This window comes from Sphingobacterium sp. UBA6320 (assembly GCF_002440335.1).
Taxonomy (GTDB): domain Bacteria; phylum Bacteroidota; class Bacteroidia; order Sphingobacteriales; family Sphingobacteriaceae; genus Sphingobacterium.
Genome location: NZ_DJTA01000029.1, coordinates 100920 through 122654, shown reverse-complemented (window position 1 = coordinate 122654; position 21735 = coordinate 100920). Strand labels below are relative to the sequence as shown.

General features: G+C 36.5%; 16 protein-coding genes. 10 read left to right on the top strand and 6 right to left on the bottom strand.

Translation table 11 applies throughout. The annotated features are described in order from the left end of the window. Nucleotides 1-10: 10 nt before the first annotated feature. The 7 genes from B3P23_RS18915 (at nucleotide 11) to B3P23_RS18885 (ending at nucleotide 8099) form a co-directional block, all read left to right on the top strand. Nucleotides 11-1114 (top strand): efflux RND transporter periplasmic adaptor subunit, encoded by a 1104-nt coding sequence (locus B3P23_RS18915; RefSeq protein ID WP_293928741.1) that lies wholly within the window; start codon nucleotides 11-13, stop codon nucleotides 1112-1114. Nucleotides 1115-1122: 8 nt separating this feature from the next. Next, complete coding sequence (locus B3P23_RS18910; protein WP_045754917.1) at nucleotides 1123-1689, top strand: TlpA family protein disulfide reductase; 567 nt, start codon at nucleotides 1123-1125, stop codon at nucleotides 1687-1689. A gap of 448 nt (nucleotides 1690-2137) precedes the next feature. Continuing rightward, nucleotides 2138-3289 (top strand): porin, encoded by a 1152-nt coding sequence (locus B3P23_RS18905; protein ID WP_045754916.1) that lies wholly within the window; start codon nucleotides 2138-2140, stop codon nucleotides 3287-3289. A 15-nt stretch (nucleotides 3290-3304) separates the two neighbouring features. Next, nucleotides 3305-4735: an anion permease gene (locus tag B3P23_RS18900; protein ID WP_094771655.1), complete on the top strand. Its 1431-nt coding sequence runs from the start codon at nucleotides 3305-3307 to the stop codon at nucleotides 4733-4735. Nucleotides 4736-4745: 10 nt separating this feature from the next. Next, nucleotides 4746-5399 (top strand): succinate dehydrogenase cytochrome b subunit, encoded by a 654-nt coding sequence (locus tag B3P23_RS18895; protein WP_045754914.1) that lies wholly within the window; start codon nucleotides 4746-4748, stop codon nucleotides 5397-5399. A 23-nt stretch (nucleotides 5400-5422) separates the two neighbouring features. Continuing rightward, nucleotides 5423-7336, top strand: a complete 1914-nt coding sequence (locus B3P23_RS18890; protein WP_293928737.1) for a fumarate reductase/succinate dehydrogenase flavoprotein subunit — start codon at nucleotides 5423-5425, stop codon at nucleotides 7334-7336. Nucleotides 7337-7352: 16 nt separating this feature from the next. Then, on the top strand, nucleotides 7353-8099 hold the full coding sequence (locus B3P23_RS18885) for a succinate dehydrogenase/fumarate reductase iron-sulfur subunit (protein WP_293928735.1): 747 nt from the start codon (nucleotides 7353-7355) through the stop codon (nucleotides 8097-8099). Between the two features lie 186 nt (nucleotides 8100-8285). Here the strand turns inward: B3P23_RS18885 and infB are convergent, their stop codons facing one another. The 4 genes from infB to B3P23_RS18865 all read right to left on the bottom strand — a co-directional run bounded on the left by infB (nucleotide 8286) and on the right by B3P23_RS18865 (nucleotide 14207). Next, the gene (infB, locus tag B3P23_RS18880) at nucleotides 8286-11471 is read right to left on the bottom strand and encodes a translation initiation factor IF-2 (RefSeq protein ID WP_045754912.1); all 3186 of its coding nucleotides are present in this window, start codon (nucleotides 11469-11471) and stop codon (nucleotides 8286-8288) included. A gap of 106 nt (nucleotides 11472-11577) precedes the next feature. Continuing rightward, nucleotides 11578-12816, bottom strand: coding sequence for a transcription termination factor NusA (gene nusA / locus B3P23_RS18875; protein ID WP_045754911.1), 1239 nt, complete (start codon nucleotides 12814-12816; stop codon nucleotides 11578-11580). Nucleotides 12817-12818: 2 nt separating this feature from the next. Next, nucleotides 12819-13286: a ribosome assembly cofactor RimP gene (rimP, locus tag B3P23_RS18870; RefSeq protein ID WP_045754910.1), complete on the bottom strand. Its 468-nt coding sequence runs from the start codon at nucleotides 13284-13286 to the stop codon at nucleotides 12819-12821. Nucleotides 13287-13433: 147 nt separating this feature from the next. Beyond that, nucleotides 13434-14207, bottom strand: coding sequence for an XRE family transcriptional regulator (locus B3P23_RS18865; protein ID WP_248754169.1), 774 nt, complete (start codon nucleotides 14205-14207; stop codon nucleotides 13434-13436). Between the two features lie 100 nt (nucleotides 14208-14307). Between B3P23_RS18865 and B3P23_RS18860 the strand changes: the two genes are divergently transcribed. After that, nucleotides 14308-14631 (top strand): hypothetical protein, encoded by a 324-nt coding sequence (locus B3P23_RS18860; protein ID WP_045754908.1) that lies wholly within the window; start codon nucleotides 14308-14310, stop codon nucleotides 14629-14631. A gap of 34 nt (nucleotides 14632-14665) precedes the next feature. On the opposite strand, the gene B3P23_RS18855 is transcribed toward B3P23_RS18860, so the two are convergent. Next, nucleotides 14666-17083: a penicillin-binding protein 1A gene (locus B3P23_RS18855; protein ID WP_293928731.1), complete on the bottom strand. Its 2418-nt coding sequence runs from the start codon at nucleotides 17081-17083 to the stop codon at nucleotides 14666-14668. 230 nt (nucleotides 17084-17313) lie between these two features. Between B3P23_RS18855 and rpoN the strand changes: the two genes are divergently transcribed. Together rpoN and B3P23_RS18845 are read left to right on the top strand one after the other, a co-directional pair. Next, a complete protein-coding gene (gene rpoN, locus B3P23_RS18850) occupies nucleotides 17314-18780 on the top strand; it encodes an RNA polymerase factor sigma-54 (RefSeq protein ID WP_094771657.1) in 1467 nt (488 codons plus the stop codon). Nucleotides 18781-19143: 363 nt separating this feature from the next. Beyond that, a complete protein-coding gene (locus B3P23_RS18845; protein ID WP_293928729.1) occupies nucleotides 19144-20337 on the top strand; it encodes a porin in 1194 nt (397 codons plus the stop codon). 79 nt (nucleotides 20338-20416) lie between these two features. On the opposite strand, the gene B3P23_RS18840 is transcribed toward B3P23_RS18845, so the two are convergent. After that, on the bottom strand, nucleotides 20417-21637 hold the full coding sequence (locus tag B3P23_RS18840) for a tetratricopeptide repeat protein (protein ID WP_293928727.1): 1221 nt from the start codon (nucleotides 21635-21637) through the stop codon (nucleotides 20417-20419). Nucleotides 21638-21735: the final 98 nt, after the last annotated feature.

The window sequence follows — 21735 nt, the reverse complement described above, 5'->3', positions numbered from 1 at the left end:
CTCTACGATCATGTACTCTGCAATATCAATATATAAAACTATACGCCTGACCCTCGCACTTGCTTTATCAATGACACTTACGGCATGCTTACAGCAAGAAAATCAGATTAATAAGGAAACAAAAAAAACTGAAAAAAGAATAAATTATCCAACAGCATCCGTACAATTTATCAATCCAGAATACGAAATTTCAATTCCTGCGGAATTAAGACCCTATGAGCAGGTAGCGGTATTTGCAAAGGTATCAGGATTTGTAAAAAAGCTATATGTAGATCGTGGAGATCATGTACGCAAAGGCCAACTATTAGCAGTATTAGAAGCTCCCGAAATGAATCAGCGGTATTTATCTGACAAAGCTACAGAGCAGAAGATCTACAGTGATTATCTTTTTGCTCGGCAAGCATATGATCGCTTAAAAGATGCTTCAACAACATCGGGTGCCATAGCGGCAATTGAATTAGAGAGAGCGAAAAGTAATGTTGAAAGTACAAGGGCTGCTTTCGAATCTTCTAGAGCAGGTACTTCACATACCTCACAATTACAGCAATATCTACGTATCACAGCTCCTTTCGATGGCGTAATCACTGAAAGAAGTGTATCTATTGGCGCATTGGCGGGTTCATCGTCCAACCAATCCCTATTTACGATTGCTCAAGGAAATAAATTACGTTTAACTCTATCTCTTCCAGAAAAACATGCTGCATCAGTACAACAAGTCGTACGAGCCAATTTTACTGTCAGTTCTCAACCTGGAAAAATATTTAAGACGACACTTTCACGTACATCTGGATTGTTAGATCAACATGATCGATCACTAACACTAGAATTTGACGTAGATAATACATCTGGAGAATTACAAGGAGGAGATTATGCACAAGTCAAACTTATGTTAAAACGTAATAAACCGTCAACTTGGGTACCTAAAAAAAGTATTCTGACTAATCAGAGTGGTACATTTATATTTATATTAGACAATCAGGAAATAAAACGTATTCCAATCAAGGAAGGTGTATATTTGGATACTTTAACAGAAATATTTGGTCAGGTATCAGCAGGTAGTCAAATCATACTGAAACCATCGGAAGAAATAAAAGAAGGTAAAATAAGTAAATAGAAATAGATATGATAATCCATTTAAATAAGAAAATGATCGGTATATTTCTGATCGTGACGTGTATTACTGCCGTATCTTGCAATTCAAAAACTAACAATACGCAAAATTCGCAGGTAATCGAAACAACTGTTGACAGTGCTACATCAAGTCCAACACACCAAGCTAATGAGGTTTCCTTTACAGATGAAAATGGAAAAAATATTACGTTAAGCTCATTAAAGGGTAAAGTAGTATTCATTAATTTCTGGGCAACGTGGTGTCCTCCATGTATTCATGAAATGCCATCTATTAATTCCCTAAAACAGTCTTTTAAAGGAACTAATGAAATTATATTTTTAATGGTCGATGTAGATGGTATGATGGATAAATCGAAAGCATTCATGGCTGAAAATAAATATGATTTACAAGTTTATGCACCCCATGGTGAAATACCATCTGAGTTCTTAGGAAACGCTATTCCAACGACAGTAATCATTAATAAAAAGGGAGAACTGGTAGATCGACTGGAAGGTGGGCGCGATTATGCTGATCCAGTAATTAAAAAGTCTTTGGATAAACTCATTCAAAGCAATTAATATGACCTGTCAAAAAAGGATTTAAAATGTACTTGAGATAAAAAAGACATCAAGCCTTCGTCATAAACTGACGAAGGCTTTTTATCAGATCACCTCCCCGATCCAGGCATAATAAAAGTCTCCATGCAAGCATGATCTTACTTACATTACATAGATTATCTCACAAAAATTGACGTAAATAGGTTTTCATCATTCTTCACCTAGACAACAGCATATTACTTTTTATTGAAGTATTTTTCCAATAAACAACATACAACTACTATTGAACTTAAAAAAATATTGAATTATTATATTTTTTCCTTTTTTATATAGATTTAACTCCTTACATTTACTATATGAGCAGAACAACAATTGCCCATTAAATAACCAACTATACGATTATATTTAGAGTATAAATTAAAATTTATACCAATGATTACCTTGTTCTTTTCACATTAATTTTTTTTATATGAAAAAACTTTTACCTTTTGTAATAAGTGTCATGATCAGCTTTTTACTTTTGAAAAGTCACGCTGTTCGCGCCCAGGTTCCAGATAGTACACAAGGAAAAATTTTGGATAGTTATCCTAAATTTCAATTCAAAGGTCTTTTTCAAGGTCGATTCACCACAAGTCTTAAAAAAAATGTTGATGTAGAAGGTCTTCATCATATAGATGACAAGGGTACCAACAACTCCTTTTCTCTTAAATATATGCGCGCACAAGTGAAAGGACAGATCAGTAAAAGAGTAGAAGTTGTAGCTTTAGCCAACTTCGCAGATTTTAAAAATGATCCCAAAACACGAGTTTTAGAAAACGCTTATCTGAGATATAGCTTTAATCCTAAGGTTGCTATTACCGTAGGGCAGTTCAGGCCTTGGTTCGGACTAGAAGAAACATACCCCGTGGATATTATAAAATCATTAGAATGGTCAAATCAATATACAGAGTTTGGTAAAAATGGTTGGACAAGCTTTCAGATAGGAGCCTCTGTTGGCGGAACACTACCTATTGGTACCATACCTATGCGGTATGCTGTTTCTGTAGTTAATGGAAATGGAAAAAATCAGGTTTCGGACAAGGATAATGGTAAACAATTTTTAACGCGTATTGTGTTTGATCTTTCCAAAAAATATGATTTTAGTGTGGGATTAAACGGGGGTACGGGTACCGTATTTAAAAGAAATGTACACGCTTTAGCATTTGATATATCATCCAAATTTCAACTTGCTCAAAAGTGGAACATGGATTTTCAAATAGAGGCAAAACAAGCGATTAATCACAATTTATATTTCAGTCTTGAAGAAACAAATCGACTAGAAAACATATATCAATATCAAATGCGAGGTGCTTATTTCTTACCCAATATGCGTTATGAAATTGATTATAAAAACCTAAAAGCTATTGAATTTTCATGCAGGTACGAATATTTAGATACTGATTTTAGGCAAAATTCCAATCCAAGACAATCTATCGTCCCCATGTTCAGTTTAGAATTCTTAAAAAATTACGGTGCTAGAATACAAATGGGTATGCAGATCGACTATTATAAACATCAAATCGAAAGTTCAAACAAATACAATGGCAATTTGTTCATTTTACAAGTTCAAAGTCGATTGTAACCTAACATACATATTATGAAAGAAGTGGATATAAAAAAAATGGGGATTACCTTTGCTTTCGCATTGATTATTTGGTTTATACCGGTACCACATGGTGTATCGCCCGAAGCTTGGCACCTATTTGCAATTTTTGCAGCAACCATATTAGGTATTATTCTAAAAGCAGCACCTATGGGAACCATGTGTATGCTAGCTATAGGATTTACCGCTTTAACACAAGTATTAGCACCAGGTAATCCCGCCCTATCGATTACCAAATCATTAAGTGGTTTTGGTGACAAAGTAATCTGGCTTATTGGTATTTCATTTTTTATAGCTAGAGGCTTTATCAAAACGGGTTTAGGAAATAGAATTGCGTTTATATTTATCAAAATTTTCGGAAAGAGTTCATTGGGCTTAGCTTATGGACTAGGTCTTGCAGACGTTTGCCTTGCTCCCGCTATCCCAAGCAATACGGCTCGAGGCGGAGGTATCATCTACCCCATTATGAAATCCATGGCAATCAGCTTTGGTTCACTCCCAGAAGACCCGAATACACATCGAAAAATTGGAGCCTATTTAACTTTAAATAGTTATTATATGAATCTCATTGCCTCATCAATGTTTCTTACCGGAACAGCAAGTAATCCGATGTGTCAGAAATTTGCAGCAGATTTAGGAATTAATATAACATGGATGTCTTGGGCAGCTGCAGGATTTGTTCCTGGACTTGTTGCATTTATTCTAGTACCACTAGTCTTGTACAAATTATATCCACCTGAATTAAAAAAAACAGCTGATGCCCCCAAAATGGCAACGGAAAAACTAAAAGAAATGGGAGCAATTAAAACAAACGAATGGTTGATGTTACTTGCCTTTTTCATTCTATTGAGTTTATGGATTTTCGGTGGTTCGTTATCCATAGATGCCACGACAACCGCTTTTATAGGACTCACACTTTTGCTGCTCACTTCCGTACTCACTTGGGAAGATGTCAAATCTGAAAAAGGCGCTTGGGATACGATCGTTTGGTTTGCAGTGTTGGTCATGATGGCTAGCTCCTTAAATGAGCTAGGATTTATAGGATGGTTTAGCGATTTAATTAAAACCCAAATCGGGGGTCTTAATTGGATTATTGCATTTCCTGTAATTATTTTAGTCTACTTCTACAGTCACTATATTTTCGCAAGTGCGACAGCTCATGTTGCCGCAATGTATGCTGCTATGTTAGGTGTAGGGGTTTCCTTAGGTATACCAGGTATGCTACTCGCAATGATGCTTGGATTTGTTGGTTCAATATATGGTGTTCTGACTCACTATGGACATGGCCCCGCCCCCGTTTATTTCGGCAGTGGATATGTAGACCTTAAATCATGGTGGGTAAAAGGTTTTGAAATTGGTGTTTTATTACTTGTGATCTACATGGCAATTGGTGGTCTGTGGATGAAAATAATCGGTTACTATTAATTCTTTGCTTATGTTGACAACGCTATCTCGAAAATTGCTGATGTGTTTTACAGGTTTGTTTCTTTGTTTTTTCTTAATCATTCACTTTTTAGGAAACTTACAATTATTTCTTCCTGTCGAACAAGCACATACCCAATTTAATGCATATTCTCATTTTTTATCAGGCAATATCGTTATTAAAATAGTATCATATGTCTTATATACCAGCATCATATTACATGCATTAGATGCAGTCGTGATCACCATTAAAAATAGAAGATCAGGAAAAAAATACCATTGCGATCAAAGACAGCGGGCCAGCAAATGGTATAGTCGCAACATGGGAGTTTTAGGTACAATTATCTTAATATTCTTAGTCATTCATTTTCAAAATTTTTGGTATATCTATAAATTTGGCACCCCACCAATAGACAGTAATGGCAATAAAGATCTCTACATATTGGTGGTCACCACTTTTAGAGAATGGTGGTATGTGGTGATTTATGTTTTATCTATGGTCGCATTGTGCTATCATTTAATACATGGTGTACATAGTGCTATTCGTACCTTAGGGCTTTTCCATCCCAAATATGTAAAATGGATAAGAAATTGTGGCATCGCTTATTCCGTCATCATAAGTGTAGGATTTGCAATGATGCCCATCTACATTTACTTTACACAATAGGTTAACCTTCATATTTTAAGAACATGAATTTAGATGCAAAAATCCCAGAAGGTTCTTTGGAAAAAAAATGGGAGAACTATAAAAAAAACGCCAAATTGGTCAATCCTGCAAATCGCAAAAAATTAGATGTCATTGTCATTGGAACTGGGTTAGCTGGAAGTTCCATCGCTGCATCATTAGGAGAAATGGGCTATAATGTCAAATCCTTTTGCTTCCAAGACAGCCCTAGACGTGCACATTCTGTCGCTGCACAAGGAGGTGTTAATGCAGCAAAAAATTATAAAAATGATGGTGACAGTGTGTATCGTATGTTTGTTGATACACTAAAAGGTGGTGATTTTCGCGCTCGCGAAGCAAATGTTTACCGTATGGCCGAATGTTCACTTAATCTAATTGATCAAGCAGTGGCTCAGGGAGTACCCTTTGGCCGTGAATATGGTGGCTATTTAAACAATCGCTCTTTTGGTGGGGTGCAGGTAAGCCGTACCTTTTATTCACGAGGACAGACAGGACAACAATTGTTATTAGGATCTTATCAGGCGCTTATGCGTCAGGTAGGAAAAAAAAGTGTCGCTTTATATAGTAGACATGAAATGTTAGATTTAGTTATTATTGATGGGAAAGCACGAGGTGTAATTATAAGAAATCTCGATACCGGTCAAATCGAACGGCATGCAGCACATGCAGTAATATTGGCAACGGGTGGCTATGGTAAAATATACTATCTTTCTACCTTAGCAATGGGATGTAATGGTTCTGCAATCTGGAGAGCCCATAAAAAAGGGGCTTTAATGGCTAGTCCAAGCTGGATTCAAATTCATCCTACTTCATTACCGCAATCTGGAGATTACCAATCCAAATTAACACTGATGTCGGAATCATTGCGAAACGATGGAAGAATCTGGGTACCAAGTAAAGAAAATGAACAACGATCTGCCAATGAGATTCCCGAACAGGAAAGAGATTATTACCTAGAGCGTAGATATCCCGCTTTTGGAAACCTTGCCCCAAGAGACATCTCGTCTCGTGCAGCAAAGGAAAGGATTGATGCTGGCTTTGGAATCGGGCCGTTAAAAAATGCAGTTTATCTTGATTTTGCTAAAGCAATTAAAGAACAAGGGATCGAGAAGATTAAAGAAAAGTATGGTAACTTATTCGATATGTATGAAAAAATTACCGGTTACAATGCATATGAAGTACCGATGATGATTTCTCCTTCCGCACACTTCTCAATGGGTGGCCTTTGGGTTGATTACGAACTGATGACCACAATTCCTGGATTATTTGCCTTAGGCGAAGCTAATTTTGCTGATCATGGGGCTAACCGCTTAGGTGCAAATTCACTCTTGCAGGCTTCTGTAGATGGATATTTTATAGCACCTTATACGATTGCAAATTATTTATCAGGGGATATCCATACAGGAAAAATATCGACAGATCATATTGAGTTCGAAAAAGCTGAACAAGAGGTAAGAGCGCAATTGCATCGATTCAGCAATAGCAAAGGAGATAAAACCGTAGATTATTACCATAAAACACTTGGTAAAATATTGTATGACTATTGCGGACTCGTTCGAAATGCAAATGGATTAAAATTTGCAATCTCTGAAATAAGAAAATTAAGAGAAGAATTTCATAAATATGTTCATATTCCAGGAACTGAGGCAACCATGAACACCGAAATAGAAAAAGCAGGGAGAGTTGCAGACTATTTGGAAATTGGTGAACTGATGTGTTATGATGCTATTACAAGAAATGAGTCTTGTGGAGCACATTTCCGTGAAGAATATCAAACAACTGAGGGTGAAGCCAAACGAAATGATGAAGAATATCAATTTATCTCGGCTTGGGAATGGAATAATAATGAAATACCTTTATTACATAAAGAGCCGCTATCGTTTGAAGTGATTCAACCAATTGTACGTAGTTATAAATAATACTAAAATTCAAGCTATGAAGTTAAATCTGAAAATATGGAGACAAGAAGGTAAAAATACTGAAGGCAAGCTTATAGATTATACATTAGATAACCTCAATCCACATATGTCTTTTCTCGAAATGTTGGATACCCTCAATGAGAAACTCATATTGTCCAATGACACACCAGTAGAATTCGATCACGATTGCCGTGAAGGAATTTGTGGTCAATGTGGTATAATGATTAATGGAATTGCACACGGTCCTCTTAAAAATACAACGACCTGTCAATTACATTTGAGATCTTTTAAAGATGGAGAAATTATTATTATTGAACCATTTAGATCAGAAGCTTTTCCTGTTAAAAAAGATTTAAAAGTAGATCGCTCTGCATTTGATCGCATTATTTCCACTGGTGGGTTTGTATCTATCAATACAGGACAGGCACCAGAGGCACTCACCATACCGATTACACATGAAATAACAGAAGCTGCATTTGATTCGGCAGCTTGTATTGGTTGTGGTGCTTGCGTTGCCACTTGTAAAAATGGAAGTGCAGCACTTTTTACTTCTGCCAAAATCAATCATATGGTATTACTTCCGCAGGGTAAAGAAGAACGTCTATCACGTGTGATTGATATGGTACATCAAATGGATAAAGAACTTTTTGGGCATTGTACAAACACTGAAGCTTGTGAAGTAGAGTGCCCTCAAAGTATTTCGGTTCTAAACATTGCGCGAATGAACTATGAATATAATCGTGCGCATATTTTAAAAAAGTAGATCAATAAGATGCCAATTAAAAATATGCCACCTTTGAAATCAATCAAATATGAAGTCAACAAAAAAATAGGTTGCACTTAAAAAAGTGCAACCTATTTTTTCTTATTATCCTTTACAAGGATATTTTATACTTAAAGACTAAATTGAATTCATAATATAGCCTATTTATATAACGTAAATGGGATATTACAATTTACGTTTTACTTCAACTTGTTCGTAAGCTTCTACAATATCTCCTTCTTGGATATCGTTGTATCCTTGAATATTCAAACCACACTCATAACCAAATGACACTTCTTTCACATCGTCTTTGAAACGTTTCAATGAAGCTAATTTGCCTGTGAAAACAACAACTCCATCACGTACGATACGAATATCATTATTGCGGTTAATCTTACCATCCAATACCATACAACCTGCAATAGTACCAACTTTAGAGATTTTAAATGTTTCGCGGATTTCAACGTTAGCAACGATTTTCTCTTCAAATTTCGGAGCCAACATACCTTCCATTGCAGATTTAAGTTCAGCAATAGCATCATAGATGATCGAATAAAGACGAATATCGATTTGCTCTTGCTCAGCCAATTTACGTGCACCTATAGATGGACGAACTTGGAATCCAATGATAATCGCATCAGAAGCAGAAGCTAACAATACATCTGACTCAGAGATTGCACCCACAGATTTGTGGATTACATTTACCTGAATCTCTTGTGTTGATAATTTCAATAATGAATCTGATAAGGCCTCGATCGAACCATCCACGTCACCTTTAACGATTACGTTCAATTCTTTAAAGTTACCGATTGCCAAACGACGACCAATCTCATCCAAAGTAATATGTTTCGTAGCACGCATACCTTGCTCACGTTGCAATTGAAGACGTTTATTCGCCACATTACGTGCTTCAGATTCGCTTTCCATTGTGTAAAACTTATCACCTGCAGTAGGTGCTCCAGCCATACCCAATATCTGAACCGGCACAGAAGGACCAGCTTCTTTAACACGTTCTCCACGTTCATTGGTCAAAGCTTTTACTTTACCACTATGAGAACCTGCTAAAATTGGATCTCCTACACGTAACGTACCTCCTAAGATCAATACAGTTGTAACAATACCTCTACCTTTATCTAAGGCAGCTTCAATAACAGAACCTACAGCACGCTTATTAGGATCGGCTTTAAGGTCTAACATTTCTGCTTCTAATAATACTTTTTCTAATAAAAGATCAACATTTAATCCAGTTTTTGCTGAGATCTCTTGCGCTTGGTATTTACCTCCCCAATCTTCTACTAATATATTCATTTGAGACAACTGCTCTTTAATACGATCTGTATTAGCACCAGGCTTGTCTATTTTTGTAAATGCAAATACAATCGGCACACCAGCAGCTTGTGCGTGGTTGATCGCCTCTTTTGTTTGTGGCATCACAGCATCATCCGCTGCAATAACAATAATAACAATATCTGTTACTTTAGCACCACGGGCACGCATCGCTGTAAAAGCTTCGTGACCAGGAGTATCTAAGAATGTGATCTTACGTCCACCATCAAGTTGTACCGCATAAGCACCAATGTGCTGCGTGATACCACCTGCTTCACCGCCTGTTACGTTTGCTTTACGCACATAATCTAACAAAGATGTTTTACCATGATCGACGTGACCCATTACAGTAACGATTGGAGCACGAGAAACTAATGAATCTTCATTATCTGCTTGTTCAAGATCAGCAATTTCTTCATCTTCAGGTTTAATAAACTCGATTTGATAACCAAATTCATCAGCAACAATTGTTAAAGTTTCTGCATCCAGACGCTGATTAATCGACACGAACATACCCAAACTCATACAAGTTGCGATAATTTGTGTTACAGCTACATCCATTAAGTTTGCCAGTTCGTTTGCTGTCACAAATTCCGTAACGCGCAAAACTTTTGCTTGCATTTCTCTTTCTAATGCTTCCTCTTCTGCATTACTAGCTACATCGTCACGCTTTTGACGTCTCAATTTAGCACGTTGTGCGAATTTACCTGATTTACCAGCGCCACTTAAGCGCGCTAATGTTGCCTTGATTTGATCTTGAATTTCCTTTTCTGTAGGTTCCTCTTTTGGCTCATTAGGTCCTTTACCCCTATTATTGTTAAAAGGAGGACGACTTTTGTTAGCACCTGGACCTCCTGGACGGTTATGTTGTCCACCAGGACCACCTCCTGGGCGGTTTTGATTTACACCTGGAGCACCACCTGGGCGATTTTGGTTATTTCCAGCAGGATGATTTCCTCCAGTACGATTTGGATGAGTACCTCCACTTTGATTAGGACCACCAGTACGATTTGGATGAGTACCACCACCCTGAGGTGCACTTCCTGGGTTATTTGTACGCTTACGTTTACGTTTCTGATCATTGCCAGTAGCACTTGAAGAAGATGCTACAGGTTTATCTCTATGAGAAGGTCTTGCCGTTGGCAATTCAATCTTTCCAATTACTTTTGGACCTGTTAATCGTTCTGCCTTAGCACTAATGACTTCATCTGCAGGATTAACTTTTTTCTCTTCCTTTACAGGAGTTTCAACCGGTGCTTTTACAGCAGGTTTTTCATTTTTTGGCTTTTCTTCTACCACTTTCTTCTCTTGAACTTTTGGAGCTTCAGTTTTAACTTCAACTTTTTGAGGTGCAGCAATGACAACCTTCGGTGCTTCCTTCACTTTCTCCTCTGCTTTTGGTGCTTCCACTACCGGAACTTTTGGCGCTTCAACTTTCGGAACCTCTAATTTTGGCTCAGTTATTACAATAGGTTTTGGAGCAGCAGGAGTTGCTTCTTTAACCACCTCAGGCCTCTTCTCCACTTCCTTTGGAGTTTCAGCTTTCACTTCTGGAGTGTCTTCTTTTTTAGGTTTAGAACCTCTTTTCAAAGCATCTAAATCTATTTTACCAACGACTTTCATCCCTCCAGTATGCGTATTTGACGAACTTTCTTTTGCTTCATGTTCAGTTACTTTTTCAGTAGGCGTCTCATTTTTAACAGCATCCGATCCTTCTCTTGTATTAACTGCAACATTTTTAATCAAAATTTCTTTTGAAACTACAGTTTCTTCATAATCGTCATTTTTAGATGATTCTTTAGGAGAAGCGACTGGCGACTCATCACGACGAATTTTGCCAATAACAATTTGTTTAGCTTCATCTTTCACGATTTTGTCACCTTGAAACTCTTTCAACAGCACATTGTACATCTCTCCGGATAGCTTAGTATTAGGCTTGGCGTCGACGTCATATCCTTTTTTCACTAAACAATCTACGGCAGTAGATATGCCAATATTGAGTTCCTTTGCTGCTTTAAGCAGGTTTGTACCTTTTCCTTCAGTCATCTATTATTTTAACTAATTAAATATTTAATACAAAAATATGTTTTTTTTACATCTCTATAACAATTAAATTCGAAATAGAGATGAAAATAAATTATATGGCTTCATTTTATTCAAATTCAGCCTGCAAAATACGTAAAATCTCTTTTACCGTATCTTCTTCCAGATCAGTACGTCTGGACAATTCTTCTTCTGTCAATGCCAATACTGAACGTGCAGAGTCTAAACCAACACGTTTCAATTGATCAATCACCCAGCTTTCGATCTCATCGCTGAATTCTTCGATATCCACATCCTCATCAAATTCATCATTCTCACGATATACATCGATTTCATAACCCGTCAATTTACCGGCCAATTTGATATTGTGTCCACCACGACCAATTGCCAAAGATACTTGATCAGATTTTAAATACACAGCGGCAGTCTTATTTTCCTCATCAATTTTGATTGAGCTAATACGAGCTGGGCTCAGTGCGCGTGTGATATAAAGAGAATGATTGGTCGTAAAATTGATCACATCAATATTTTCATTGCGCAGTTCACGAACAATACCATGAATACGAGATCCTTTCATACCAACACAAGCACCAACTGGGTCGATACGATCGTCGTAGGATTCAACAGCTACTTTAGCGCGCTCACCTGGTTCACGAACGATTTTCTTAATTGTAATTAAACCATCGAAGATTTCAGGAACTTCAAGTTCAAATAAACGTTGTAAAAATTCTGGAGCAGTACGAGAAATAAGAATCTTAGGATTATTATTCATCATATCTACTTTATAAACTACTGCACGAATGCTATCGCCCTTCTTGAAATAATCTGCAGGAATCTGTTCAGTCTTTGGTAAAATCAATTCATTACCATCATCGTCCAAAACAAGTAATTCCTTTTTCCAGATTTGATAAACTTCACCAATAACCAATTCACCTTCTCGGTCTTTATATTTTTTGAAAACTTCGTCTTTCTCTAATTCCAATACCTTTGAAACCAAAGTTTGACGTGCTGCCAAAATAGCACGACGACCAAAGCTCTCTAATGTAATTTGTTCAATATAGTCATCACCGACTTCCAAATCAACATCAAATTTCTTCGCTTCTGTTAATTCAATTTCTAAATCATCATCTTCCGAAAATTCATCTTCAACAACAACGCGAGTTCTCCAGATTTCCAAATCCCCATTATCTGGGTTGACAATAACATCACAATTCTCATCTGTGCCGAAACGTCTACGGATCATACTACGGAATACTTCCTCTAACACAGAAATAACCGTTGGTCGGTCAATGTTTTTAAACTCTTTAAACTCTTGGAAAGAGTCAATCAAATTGATATTGCTGCTCATTTTTATTTAAATGAAATTAACACCTTAGTTGCTTTTATTTGTTCCAAAGGAATAATACGAGCAGCCTGCTGCGCCTTTTTTCCTTTTTCTTTTATTGTTTCTTCAATAGTAATCTGTGAGTCATCAACTTCAAGCAAAGTACCTTCAGCTTTCGTTCCATCATTTAACTTCACTTGTACATTACGTCCGATATTTTTTTCATACTGTCTTTGATGAACAAAATTAGTATCTATACCTGGAGATGAAACTTCTAGACGGTAAGCTTTTTCTACTACACCCTCTTCTTCTAGCTGGAATCCGACAAATTTGCTAACTTGTACACAGTCATCGATACTAATCCCTTGATCACCATCCAGTAAAACCTCCAAGACACTGTTTGGATGAAACTTAACACTTACAATAAACAAATCATCGCGATCTGCTATTTTTTCTTGAACGAGTTCGATAACTCTTTTCTCTACATTTTGCATATTCTGTCGAAATCGAATAAAAATACTGAAATCAATGAATTAAAAAAGGGGGCATACGTTGCCCCCTTCCTCTCAGATAGGACAAAGGTAAATATTTTTTTCAAACAATCAAAATTCGCATCAAAAAAGTTTACTTATAATCTACATTTAACCTTTATCAACAACCGAATTTATGGTTTTTTGCATTTCGGCCATCATGCTTGTTAGCGTCTCCATCGTAGGCTCATTACTAGGCTCCGGCAAGGTGGTACTAATAAATGCTTTTGCTCGCCATACTTCCATAATATCACCAGCCTCAACCCAGTAAGGATCATAACTTTTGTTATCCGAAACCAGCTTCAACCCTTTATCTTCCTTAAATTTATAAGCCACCCGCTTATATACAACACCTTCATCCTTGGAAACAATGACATAAGTATGTCCTGGTTTAATTTCATTCCAGTTTTCAACATATTCTGCCACAATGATAGATCCACTTGGTAGAGGTCGCATCGAATCTCCTTTAATTTCAAAAGCACGATAGGTCCCCTGATTGAACATAGGTAACGAAAATTTAGGCAAAGTCGCTACATACTCGGGATCAGAATAACCGTTCATATAACCAGCACTAGCCTTTACCGGAACAAGCTCTATATTCTCACGATCCTGCCCATCTACCGTTACACTCAATACACGTAAATTAGAAGCATTGCTTTTCGGTGCTCGTTTCCACTTATCATTAATCTCATCATTAGCAAGCTCATCCATTGATAGCTCATAAAATTCTGCTATCTTTTTTAGTAATTCATATTTTGGCTCAGCCCGATCCTCTTCATACGCCCCTACAGAAGCACGCTTTATTTCCAATAAATCGGCAAACTGCTGTTGTGTAAGTCTTTTCGTTTTTCTTAAAAACTTAAGATTGGAAGCTATGTTTGGCATATTTTTTAAAATTTAATTTTTAATATCTAAAAATATTAGTAATATTGTGCCAATAAAATTAGTAAAAATTATACAAATAACCAAATTTATTAGCTCAAACATGAAATCATACACATTATACATTATTACTGACAGCAATAGACACTTCCTAAATGTAGACATTACATCAGATTTCGCATTAATTGCAAACGAAATTAGAAGCAGCAGTAATATCTTTTTTCCAAACGGACCGCACTTAACACGCATCGTTTATATAGAAAAATTCGAATCTAAAGAAAAAGCTGAGAAAAGATTACTTGAACTGCGTCATTTTACCTTTATGCAAAAAGAAAAATTGATCCGCAAACAAAATGCCGACTGGAAAAATTTGTGTCCATTCCACATGAATACGGTAGAAAAAAAATCGGTTGCTTATACTTCATAAACAACCGATTTCCAAAAAATATCATATATTTACTTTACTCTACAGTATCGATCGAGTCAGGTGGTTTTGTCGCAACGACATCTCTTTCGGTAGACAATACATCAATGTTATCTCTCTGCTCAGGTGTTGACAATCCCTCTTCTTGAGTTGTACCTTCGCTACCACTATTTTCTAATTCCTCCAAAGGCAATTCGTCGTCTGTTGCTGTGGAATCTAACACTACTTCTTCTCGAGGAGGACGAGGTGTCTCACAATTATATTTCTTAGTGATTTCGACAGTAGGTGCTGGAAATTTACCCTGAGTATACCCTAGAGCTTTATCTTTGTATATAGCTTCCATAAACAAACCAAAGATCGGTAAAGCTGTTTTAGACCCCTCTCCTGTTTGTGAGTTTTTAAAGTGAATATTACGATCATCACAGCCTACCCATACTGCTGTTACCAAATCCTTTGTAACCCCCATATACCATCCGTCAACATATTCGGACGAAGTACCAGTTTTACCCCCTATCTCATTTTCTTTACTAAACAAGTCATATTCCCACAAGGCTTGTGAAGTCCCCCCTGGCTCCTCCATTCCACCACGCAACATATAAGTCATCAACCAGGCATCCTGTTTATCGACAACTTGTTTACGTTCAGGTTTAAAAGTTGCAATAACATTACCTTCATAATCTTCAATGCGCGAAACTAAAACCGGAGTCACACGCTCACCATGATTCATCATTGTTGAATATCCATTTGCCATCTCAAAAACTGAAACATCATTCGGCCCCAATCCAATCGATGCTACAGCACTCAATTTACTTTCTATACCAACACGATGAGCCGCTTCCACAATCTTATCCGCCCCAACTTTTTCCGTTAACTGCACGGTGATTGAATTTACCGAACGTGCCATTGCCCAACGCAAGGACATATCTCGGTAACTGAAATTCCAATCTGCATTTTTAGGCTCCCAAACTTCAATAGAATCGCCTTTATCAATTTTAATCGTGACTGGCTTATCTTGCATTTGATCACAAGGGGTCATGCCCGATTCCAAGGCAGCCAAATAAACAAATGGTTTAAATGTGGATCCTGCTTGTCGTTTTGACTGGTTTACATGATCATACTTAAAATATTGATGATCTATTCCTCCAACCCAAACTTTGATCTCACCCGAGTATGGATCCATACTCATCACACCCGTATTCAACATCGTCACATAATATTTGATCGAATCCACTGTGGACATCTGCACCTTCTCACGCAAGCGTTCACCTTTCCATGAAAAAACTTCCATTTCTTTTTTTTGATTCAGATAGTAATCCATACTATCCGTACGGTTATCGTATTTTTTAGCCAAAAATTTATAATAATCGGTTTTTTTAACTAAATTATCAATAAACCCAGGAATCACCTTACCGGACAGATCCCTCCAAGGATCTTCATTGCCCCATGCGTTTTTCAATCTTCTTTGCAATACTTGCATTTGCTTAGCTACAGCCTCCTCGGCATGCTTTTGCATTTTTGAATTGATGGTGGTGTAAATTTTTAAACCATCTTTATAAATATCTCTATCATTCTCTTCTGCCCATTTTTCCAACCAACGTTCTACAGCTGCACGCAAATATGAATCTTCTCCTGCATGTACATCCTTATTGTCCGCATGCAAGACTAATGGCTCTTTTGACAATTTTTCTACCTGTGATTGATCAATATAATCAGCTTTTGCCATTTGCGCCAATACAACATTTCTACGTTCACGCGACTTTTCTAAATTACGCATTGGATTATAGATTGTAGTTCCTTTCAGCATCCCCACCAATACTGCGGATTCATTGATACTCAAGTCACTTGCATTTTTACTAAAATAACGACGCGCAGCAGTTTGGATACCATAAGAATTATTACTAAAAGATACCGTATTCAAATACATTGTAATGATTTCATTCTTTTCATAACGGGATTCCAATTTATAAGCTGTCATCCATTCTTTGAATTTGGTTACGATCAAACCCACACCTGGAATTTTTGCCAGTAAACCACCAGACTTATTATATCGAGTTCGATAAAGATTTTTTGCAAGTTGCTGTGTAATGGTACTTGCCCCCCTTTTATCCCCAGTTAAGGTCGAAATAATCCCCGATCCTAAACCCCAAAAATCAACCCCACTATGTTTATAAAAACGAACATCCTCCGTAGCGACCAAAGCATTTATCACATGCTTAGATATACTGTCAAAAGCAACGGGATTACGATCTTCATCGAAATACCGACCGATTAATACACTATCTGCAGTATACAATTCTGTTGAGATATTGACACTTGGCATCGTAATATCCTTTTTTGTAGGCGAGTAGCCAAAAAGCCCTAAAAAGTTAAGCTGTATAGCACAAACTAGGACGATTAAAAAATATATAGCGATCGCTATATAGCGTAAAAATTTATTCTTAATACGTTTGAACATACGGTAAAGGTCTAAAAATGTTTTGTGAAAACAAGCAAAAAAAATAAGCTTTTACATGCTGCAAAGAAGAATTAACGAAATTTAACATTTCGTTATTCCAAATCTGATAATTAGGATTATAAGAATCCATATTGCTACAATAATTATACCTAAATATACCACCTCAGTATTTTTGTTTCATTAATCGATATAATTTATTTAAATTTATCTTCGAATTAGTCATATAAAACATGTTAAAGCAAACCTTACAACAAAAGTTATTACAAAAACTATCTCCACAACAGATTCAGTTTATCAAACTTTTACAGGTTCCTACGGTATCTTTGGATGCACGCATTAAAGAAGAATTAGAAGAAAATCCAGCTCTTGAAGACGGCAGCTTAGCAAACATGGCTGAACCGAATGAGGAATACCCGGATCGTGACCCTGACGATACTTTCGATAGTGAAGAAAGCTATGACAGCGATGAGTTTAATGTAGATGAATATATTCAGGAAGATGATTATACCGATTATTCCAATAATTATAATTACTCTGATGAAGACGATGATAAAAAAGAGATTCCTATTGCTGTACAAGATTCATTTTTCGAAAAATTGCAACAACAATTAGATTTATTAGCTTTAGATGACCGTGATTTTCTAATTGGACAACAGATTATCGGAAGTTTAGATGATGACGGCTATCTACGTCGACCTATATTAAGTCTTATCGATGATCTAGCATTCTCACAGAATGTCATAGCGTCAGAAAGTGAAGTATTGGAGATGCTTAAAGTGATTCAAGATTTTGAACCTGCTGGCATTGGTGCACGTGATCTACAAGAATGCCTACTGATACAGCTGCAAAAGAAAGATCAAAATAATCCTACAGTTATTCAAGCGACCAAAGTAGTTAAAAATTATCTAGAAGAATTTACAAAGAAACATTACGATAAACTGGAGAAATCACTAGGATTAACGTCAGAAGATCTTAAGAATATCGTTAATGAAATACTTAAACTAAATCCCAAACCAGGAGATTCAGGCGCTGTTGCAGGCAAACAACTGCATGTTATACCTGATTTTCATATCAGTAATAATGATGGTGTTCTTCATCTTACCTTAAATGGTCGTAATGCTCCAGAACTACGTGTAAGCCGCTCATACCAAAGTATGTTTGAACATTACGAAAAGTCTAATCAAAAGGATAAAAAGATGAAGGAAGCGGTTCAGTTTGTTAAACAAAAACTGGATTCTGCTAAATGGTTTATTGATGCCATCAAACAAAGGCAACAAACTTTATTGAAAACCATGAATGCTATCATGGAGTATCAATACGATTACTTCTTAACAGGAGATGACGTCAAACTTAAACCCATGATTTTAAAAGACATTGCTGACCGTATTGGTATGGATATTTCAACAGTTTCTCGTGTAGCAAACTCGAAGTATGTACAAACAGAATTTGGAACTTTCCTTCTCAAATCCTTTTTCTCTGAAGCGATCCAGACCGAATCTGGGGAAGAAGTTTCGAATAAGGAAGTAAAAAAGATCTTAGAAGAATGTATTGCAAATGAGGATAAACGTAAACCCCTAGCTGACGAGAAATTAACCGAAATTCTGAAAGATAAAGGTTATAATATCGCTAGACGTACTGTGGCAAAATATCGTGAAGCACTCAATATACCTGTCGCCCGCCTTCGTAAAGAGTTATAAAAACTGAAAAGCCACCTACTGGTGGCTTTTTGTTATTTAGATTATTATCTTTGTTCCAAACAATAAATAAGAATTATATTCAAAATACAAATTGACTTGGTTATATTTCAATTTGAATAAAGATAGTCGAAAGGGATCTCGTACAAAAAACTATCGCACATATAACTCATATTTTTGTGCTAATAACAAATATTTAGCTACCATATTCTAATATGATGTATTGATGAAAATTATCTCCAAAACAACCCAATAACGACCTTTGCATTACAGCATATGGAAATTTATTGATGGCTATCTATGTATCATTGTGAAATTATCATTACTTACTCAAAAAAAAACCTTACTATAATTTTTTAAAGACCAATGAGAGCAACAAAAATTGTTACCCTTACAGCCTTACTTGCGATCCTAACCTGTGCGGCAGAAGGGCAAGAACGAGATGATAGAGCTACTATCTTAAATTTCAAAGGAATTCAATTTCACAGCAAAGATTCCCTTTTCTACACGAACTTCAGATTTAGGATGCAAAACCGAGCAGGGTTCACCGAAAAATTAGACGGAGAAAAGAATGGTGAATGGGATGCCCGTGTTCGTAGACTTAGGATGCGTGTCGATGGTTATATTTACACACCTAAAATTAGCTACTCGTTGCAATTGGCCTTTACCAGAAGTGATCAAGATTTTGATGAAACCGGGATTCCTAATATTGTCCGTGACGCAGTTGTATTCTACAACTTTACAGACGATTTCTACATCAGTTTTGGGCAAAATAAATTACCAGGAAATAGACAACGTGTCAATTCTTCCGGACAGCTCCAGTTTGCAGATCGTTCCTTAGTAAATACAAGATTTACATTAGATCGCGATTTCGGTATGAGTGCCAATCTTAGCAAAAAAATTGGTGAAGTACCTATTAATGCTAAAGTAGCTATCTCTACAGGTGAAGGTAGAGCAGCAAGTGGTACAGATAGTGGATTATCTTACACAGGAAGGGTTGAATTTTTACCTTTTGGCAATTTTGAAAACGGAGGAGACTATTCAGAAGGAGATTTGGAAAGGGAAGAAACACCCAAGTTATCAATTGGAGGAGGATATAGTTTAAACGATAGAACGACACGAATAGGTGGTCAAACAGGTAAGTATGTTGAAAATCCTTTCACTTTAAAAACAAGCTTTGTGGATGCAATCTTCAAATATCAAGGATTTGCTTATCAAGCGGAATATATGCGTCGTGATGTCGACAATCCAATGAATATTGATTTACAAGGCAACACAGTCTATGCATATAAAGGATTCGGTGTGAACCAACAGATGTCATATTTGATGAATCATGGATATGAAATCGTCAGTCGATATACTTTTGTTCAGCCACACAAAGATATTCGAGCTTATGAAAAGCAGACAGAGATCATAGAAGCTGGCATAAACAAATATATAAAAGCACATCGCCTAAAATTTAATCTAAGTGGAAATTATACCTTTAAAGATGGGCAATTTGACAATACTGATGAAAAAAATTCATGGGGATTTCTATTTCAAGTTGAGTTAGGAATATAATTACCCATATGTTCAGGATTAAATGAAAATCCCCTTAAACGCATCTGGCTTTTAGGGGATTTTTCAAAAAAAGATGAAGCTACTCCTCATCCAATTCTTCAAACTTTTGTAAATCTGCTTCAGCTCCGATTCTATCACCTAAGGATTCCTTAATCGCAGCACGGTATTGGTAAAGGTCCGAGTAGTATGGATTGAGATCAATAGCCCGATTATAATCGAGTAAAGCCTCCTCCTGCTTACCCAAACGTTCAAATACATCTGCACGAAGTACATATGGATAGAAGTCATCTTTCATCAGAGCGATCAATTTAGAATAATCAACGATTGCATCTTCGTCTTTTCCCAATCTTTCAAACAGCGAAGCCCGCTCCTCGTATATAACTGATTGATCTGGATTTATGGACTCTGCTTTTTTATAATCGGCTAACGCATCCTTATCCTTCCCTAGGCATTCATGCAATTTTGCACGTAAAATATAAGCTGACACACAAGACTTATCCATTATTAAAGCTTGATCACAATCTTCTAAGGCCAATACGTACAAAGTCAACTTGCTATAAATAGCTGCTCGGTAGACATACCATTCCGCAGAATCAGATGACAACATTAACCCTTCAGAATATAAAGCAATAGCTTGCTGATAATCATAAATATGAACATATTCCAAAGCAAGCTTCGTTAAATTCTCCATATTATCAGGATTTTGTCTCCAAGATCTTTCGAGATCTTGGATATCTACTTGTTCCGCTTTGAGCGTTACCAAATAGGGAAGATGTTCATGCCATTCTAACAGACTATGATAATTAAAATCAAGGCGCTTTGCCACCTGATAATCATAAAAAGCACCTTCATCATCATCCAAATTACGATTCAGTATACATCGGCATGCATAAAAATAAGGTTCTTTTGGAAAATCTACGATAGCTTTGGTATAAATTTGAACTGCTTTTTCAGGTTCATCATGTATAAAATAGTGTAATGCTAAATAACTATAACCAAGCGGAGTTACTTGCACACTTTGAGCTTGTTGTAAATAATTTGCAGCATCAATTGAACCAGATTGTATTGCTGTCAACCCCTTCAATAAAAGTATTTCAGTAGCTTCTACATTTACATCGTCCAATTCAGCTAAGATCTCTCGATATCCAGCCGTGACCTCAGGTTTAAATTGAAGCAATTCTACGATTGGTAGATAAGCATACTTTGCTAATAAAGCAGTTGTATTACCCTTTAAATCAAAGTCTGAACCAACATGTTGGTGCCTAAACAATTTCTTAAGTATATCTTGAATCTGTTGCATTTACAAATGTACAAGGATGTACAGCAAAACAGAAATATATTTCAATCCTTTACTGAATTGATAACTGTCCGATTCGTATAAAAATAAAAAGGCTTAAA

Coding starts and splice junctions, on each gene's coding strand:
- B3P23_RS18915 (WP_293928741.1), top strand. CDS start 11: ATGTACTCTGCAATATCAATATATAAAACTATACGCCTGACCCTCGCA.
- B3P23_RS18910 (WP_045754917.1), top strand. CDS start 1,123: ATGATAATCCATTTAAATAAGAAAATGATCGGTATATTTCTGATCGTG.
- B3P23_RS18905 (WP_045754916.1), top strand. CDS start 2,138: ATGAAAAAACTTTTACCTTTTGTAATAAGTGTCATGATCAGCTTTTTA.
- B3P23_RS18900 (WP_094771655.1), top strand. CDS start 3,305: ATGAAAGAAGTGGATATAAAAAAAATGGGGATTACCTTTGCTTTCGCA.
- B3P23_RS18895 (WP_045754914.1), top strand. CDS start 4,746: ATGTTGACAACGCTATCTCGAAAATTGCTGATGTGTTTTACAGGTTTG.
- B3P23_RS18890 (WP_293928737.1), top strand. CDS start 5,423: ATGAATTTAGATGCAAAAATCCCAGAAGGTTCTTTGGAAAAAAAATGG.
- B3P23_RS18885 (WP_293928735.1), top strand. CDS start 7,353: ATGAAGTTAAATCTGAAAATATGGAGACAAGAAGGTAAAAATACTGAA.
- infB (WP_045754912.1), bottom strand. CDS start 11,471: ATGACTGAAGGAAAAGGTACAAACCTGCTTAAAGCAGCAAAGGAACTC.
- nusA (WP_045754911.1), bottom strand. CDS start 12,816: ATGAGCAGCAATATCAATTTGATTGACTCTTTCCAAGAGTTTAAAGAG.
- rimP (WP_045754910.1), bottom strand. CDS start 13,286: ATGCAAAATGTAGAGAAAAGAGTTATCGAACTCGTTCAAGAAAAAATA.
- B3P23_RS18865 (WP_248754169.1), bottom strand. CDS start 14,207: ATGCCAAACATAGCTTCCAATCTTAAGTTTTTAAGAAAAACGAAAAGA.
- B3P23_RS18860 (WP_045754908.1), top strand. CDS start 14,308: ATGAAATCATACACATTATACATTATTACTGACAGCAATAGACACTTC.
- B3P23_RS18855 (WP_293928731.1), bottom strand. CDS start 17,083: ATGTTCAAACGTATTAAGAATAAATTTTTACGCTATATAGCGATCGCT.
- rpoN (WP_094771657.1), top strand. CDS start 17,314: ATGTTAAAGCAAACCTTACAACAAAAGTTATTACAAAAACTATCTCCA.
- B3P23_RS18845 (WP_293928729.1), top strand. CDS start 19,144: ATGAGAGCAACAAAAATTGTTACCCTTACAGCCTTACTTGCGATCCTA.
- B3P23_RS18840 (WP_293928727.1), bottom strand. CDS start 21,637: ATGCAACAGATTCAAGATATACTTAAGAAATTGTTTAGGCACCAACAT.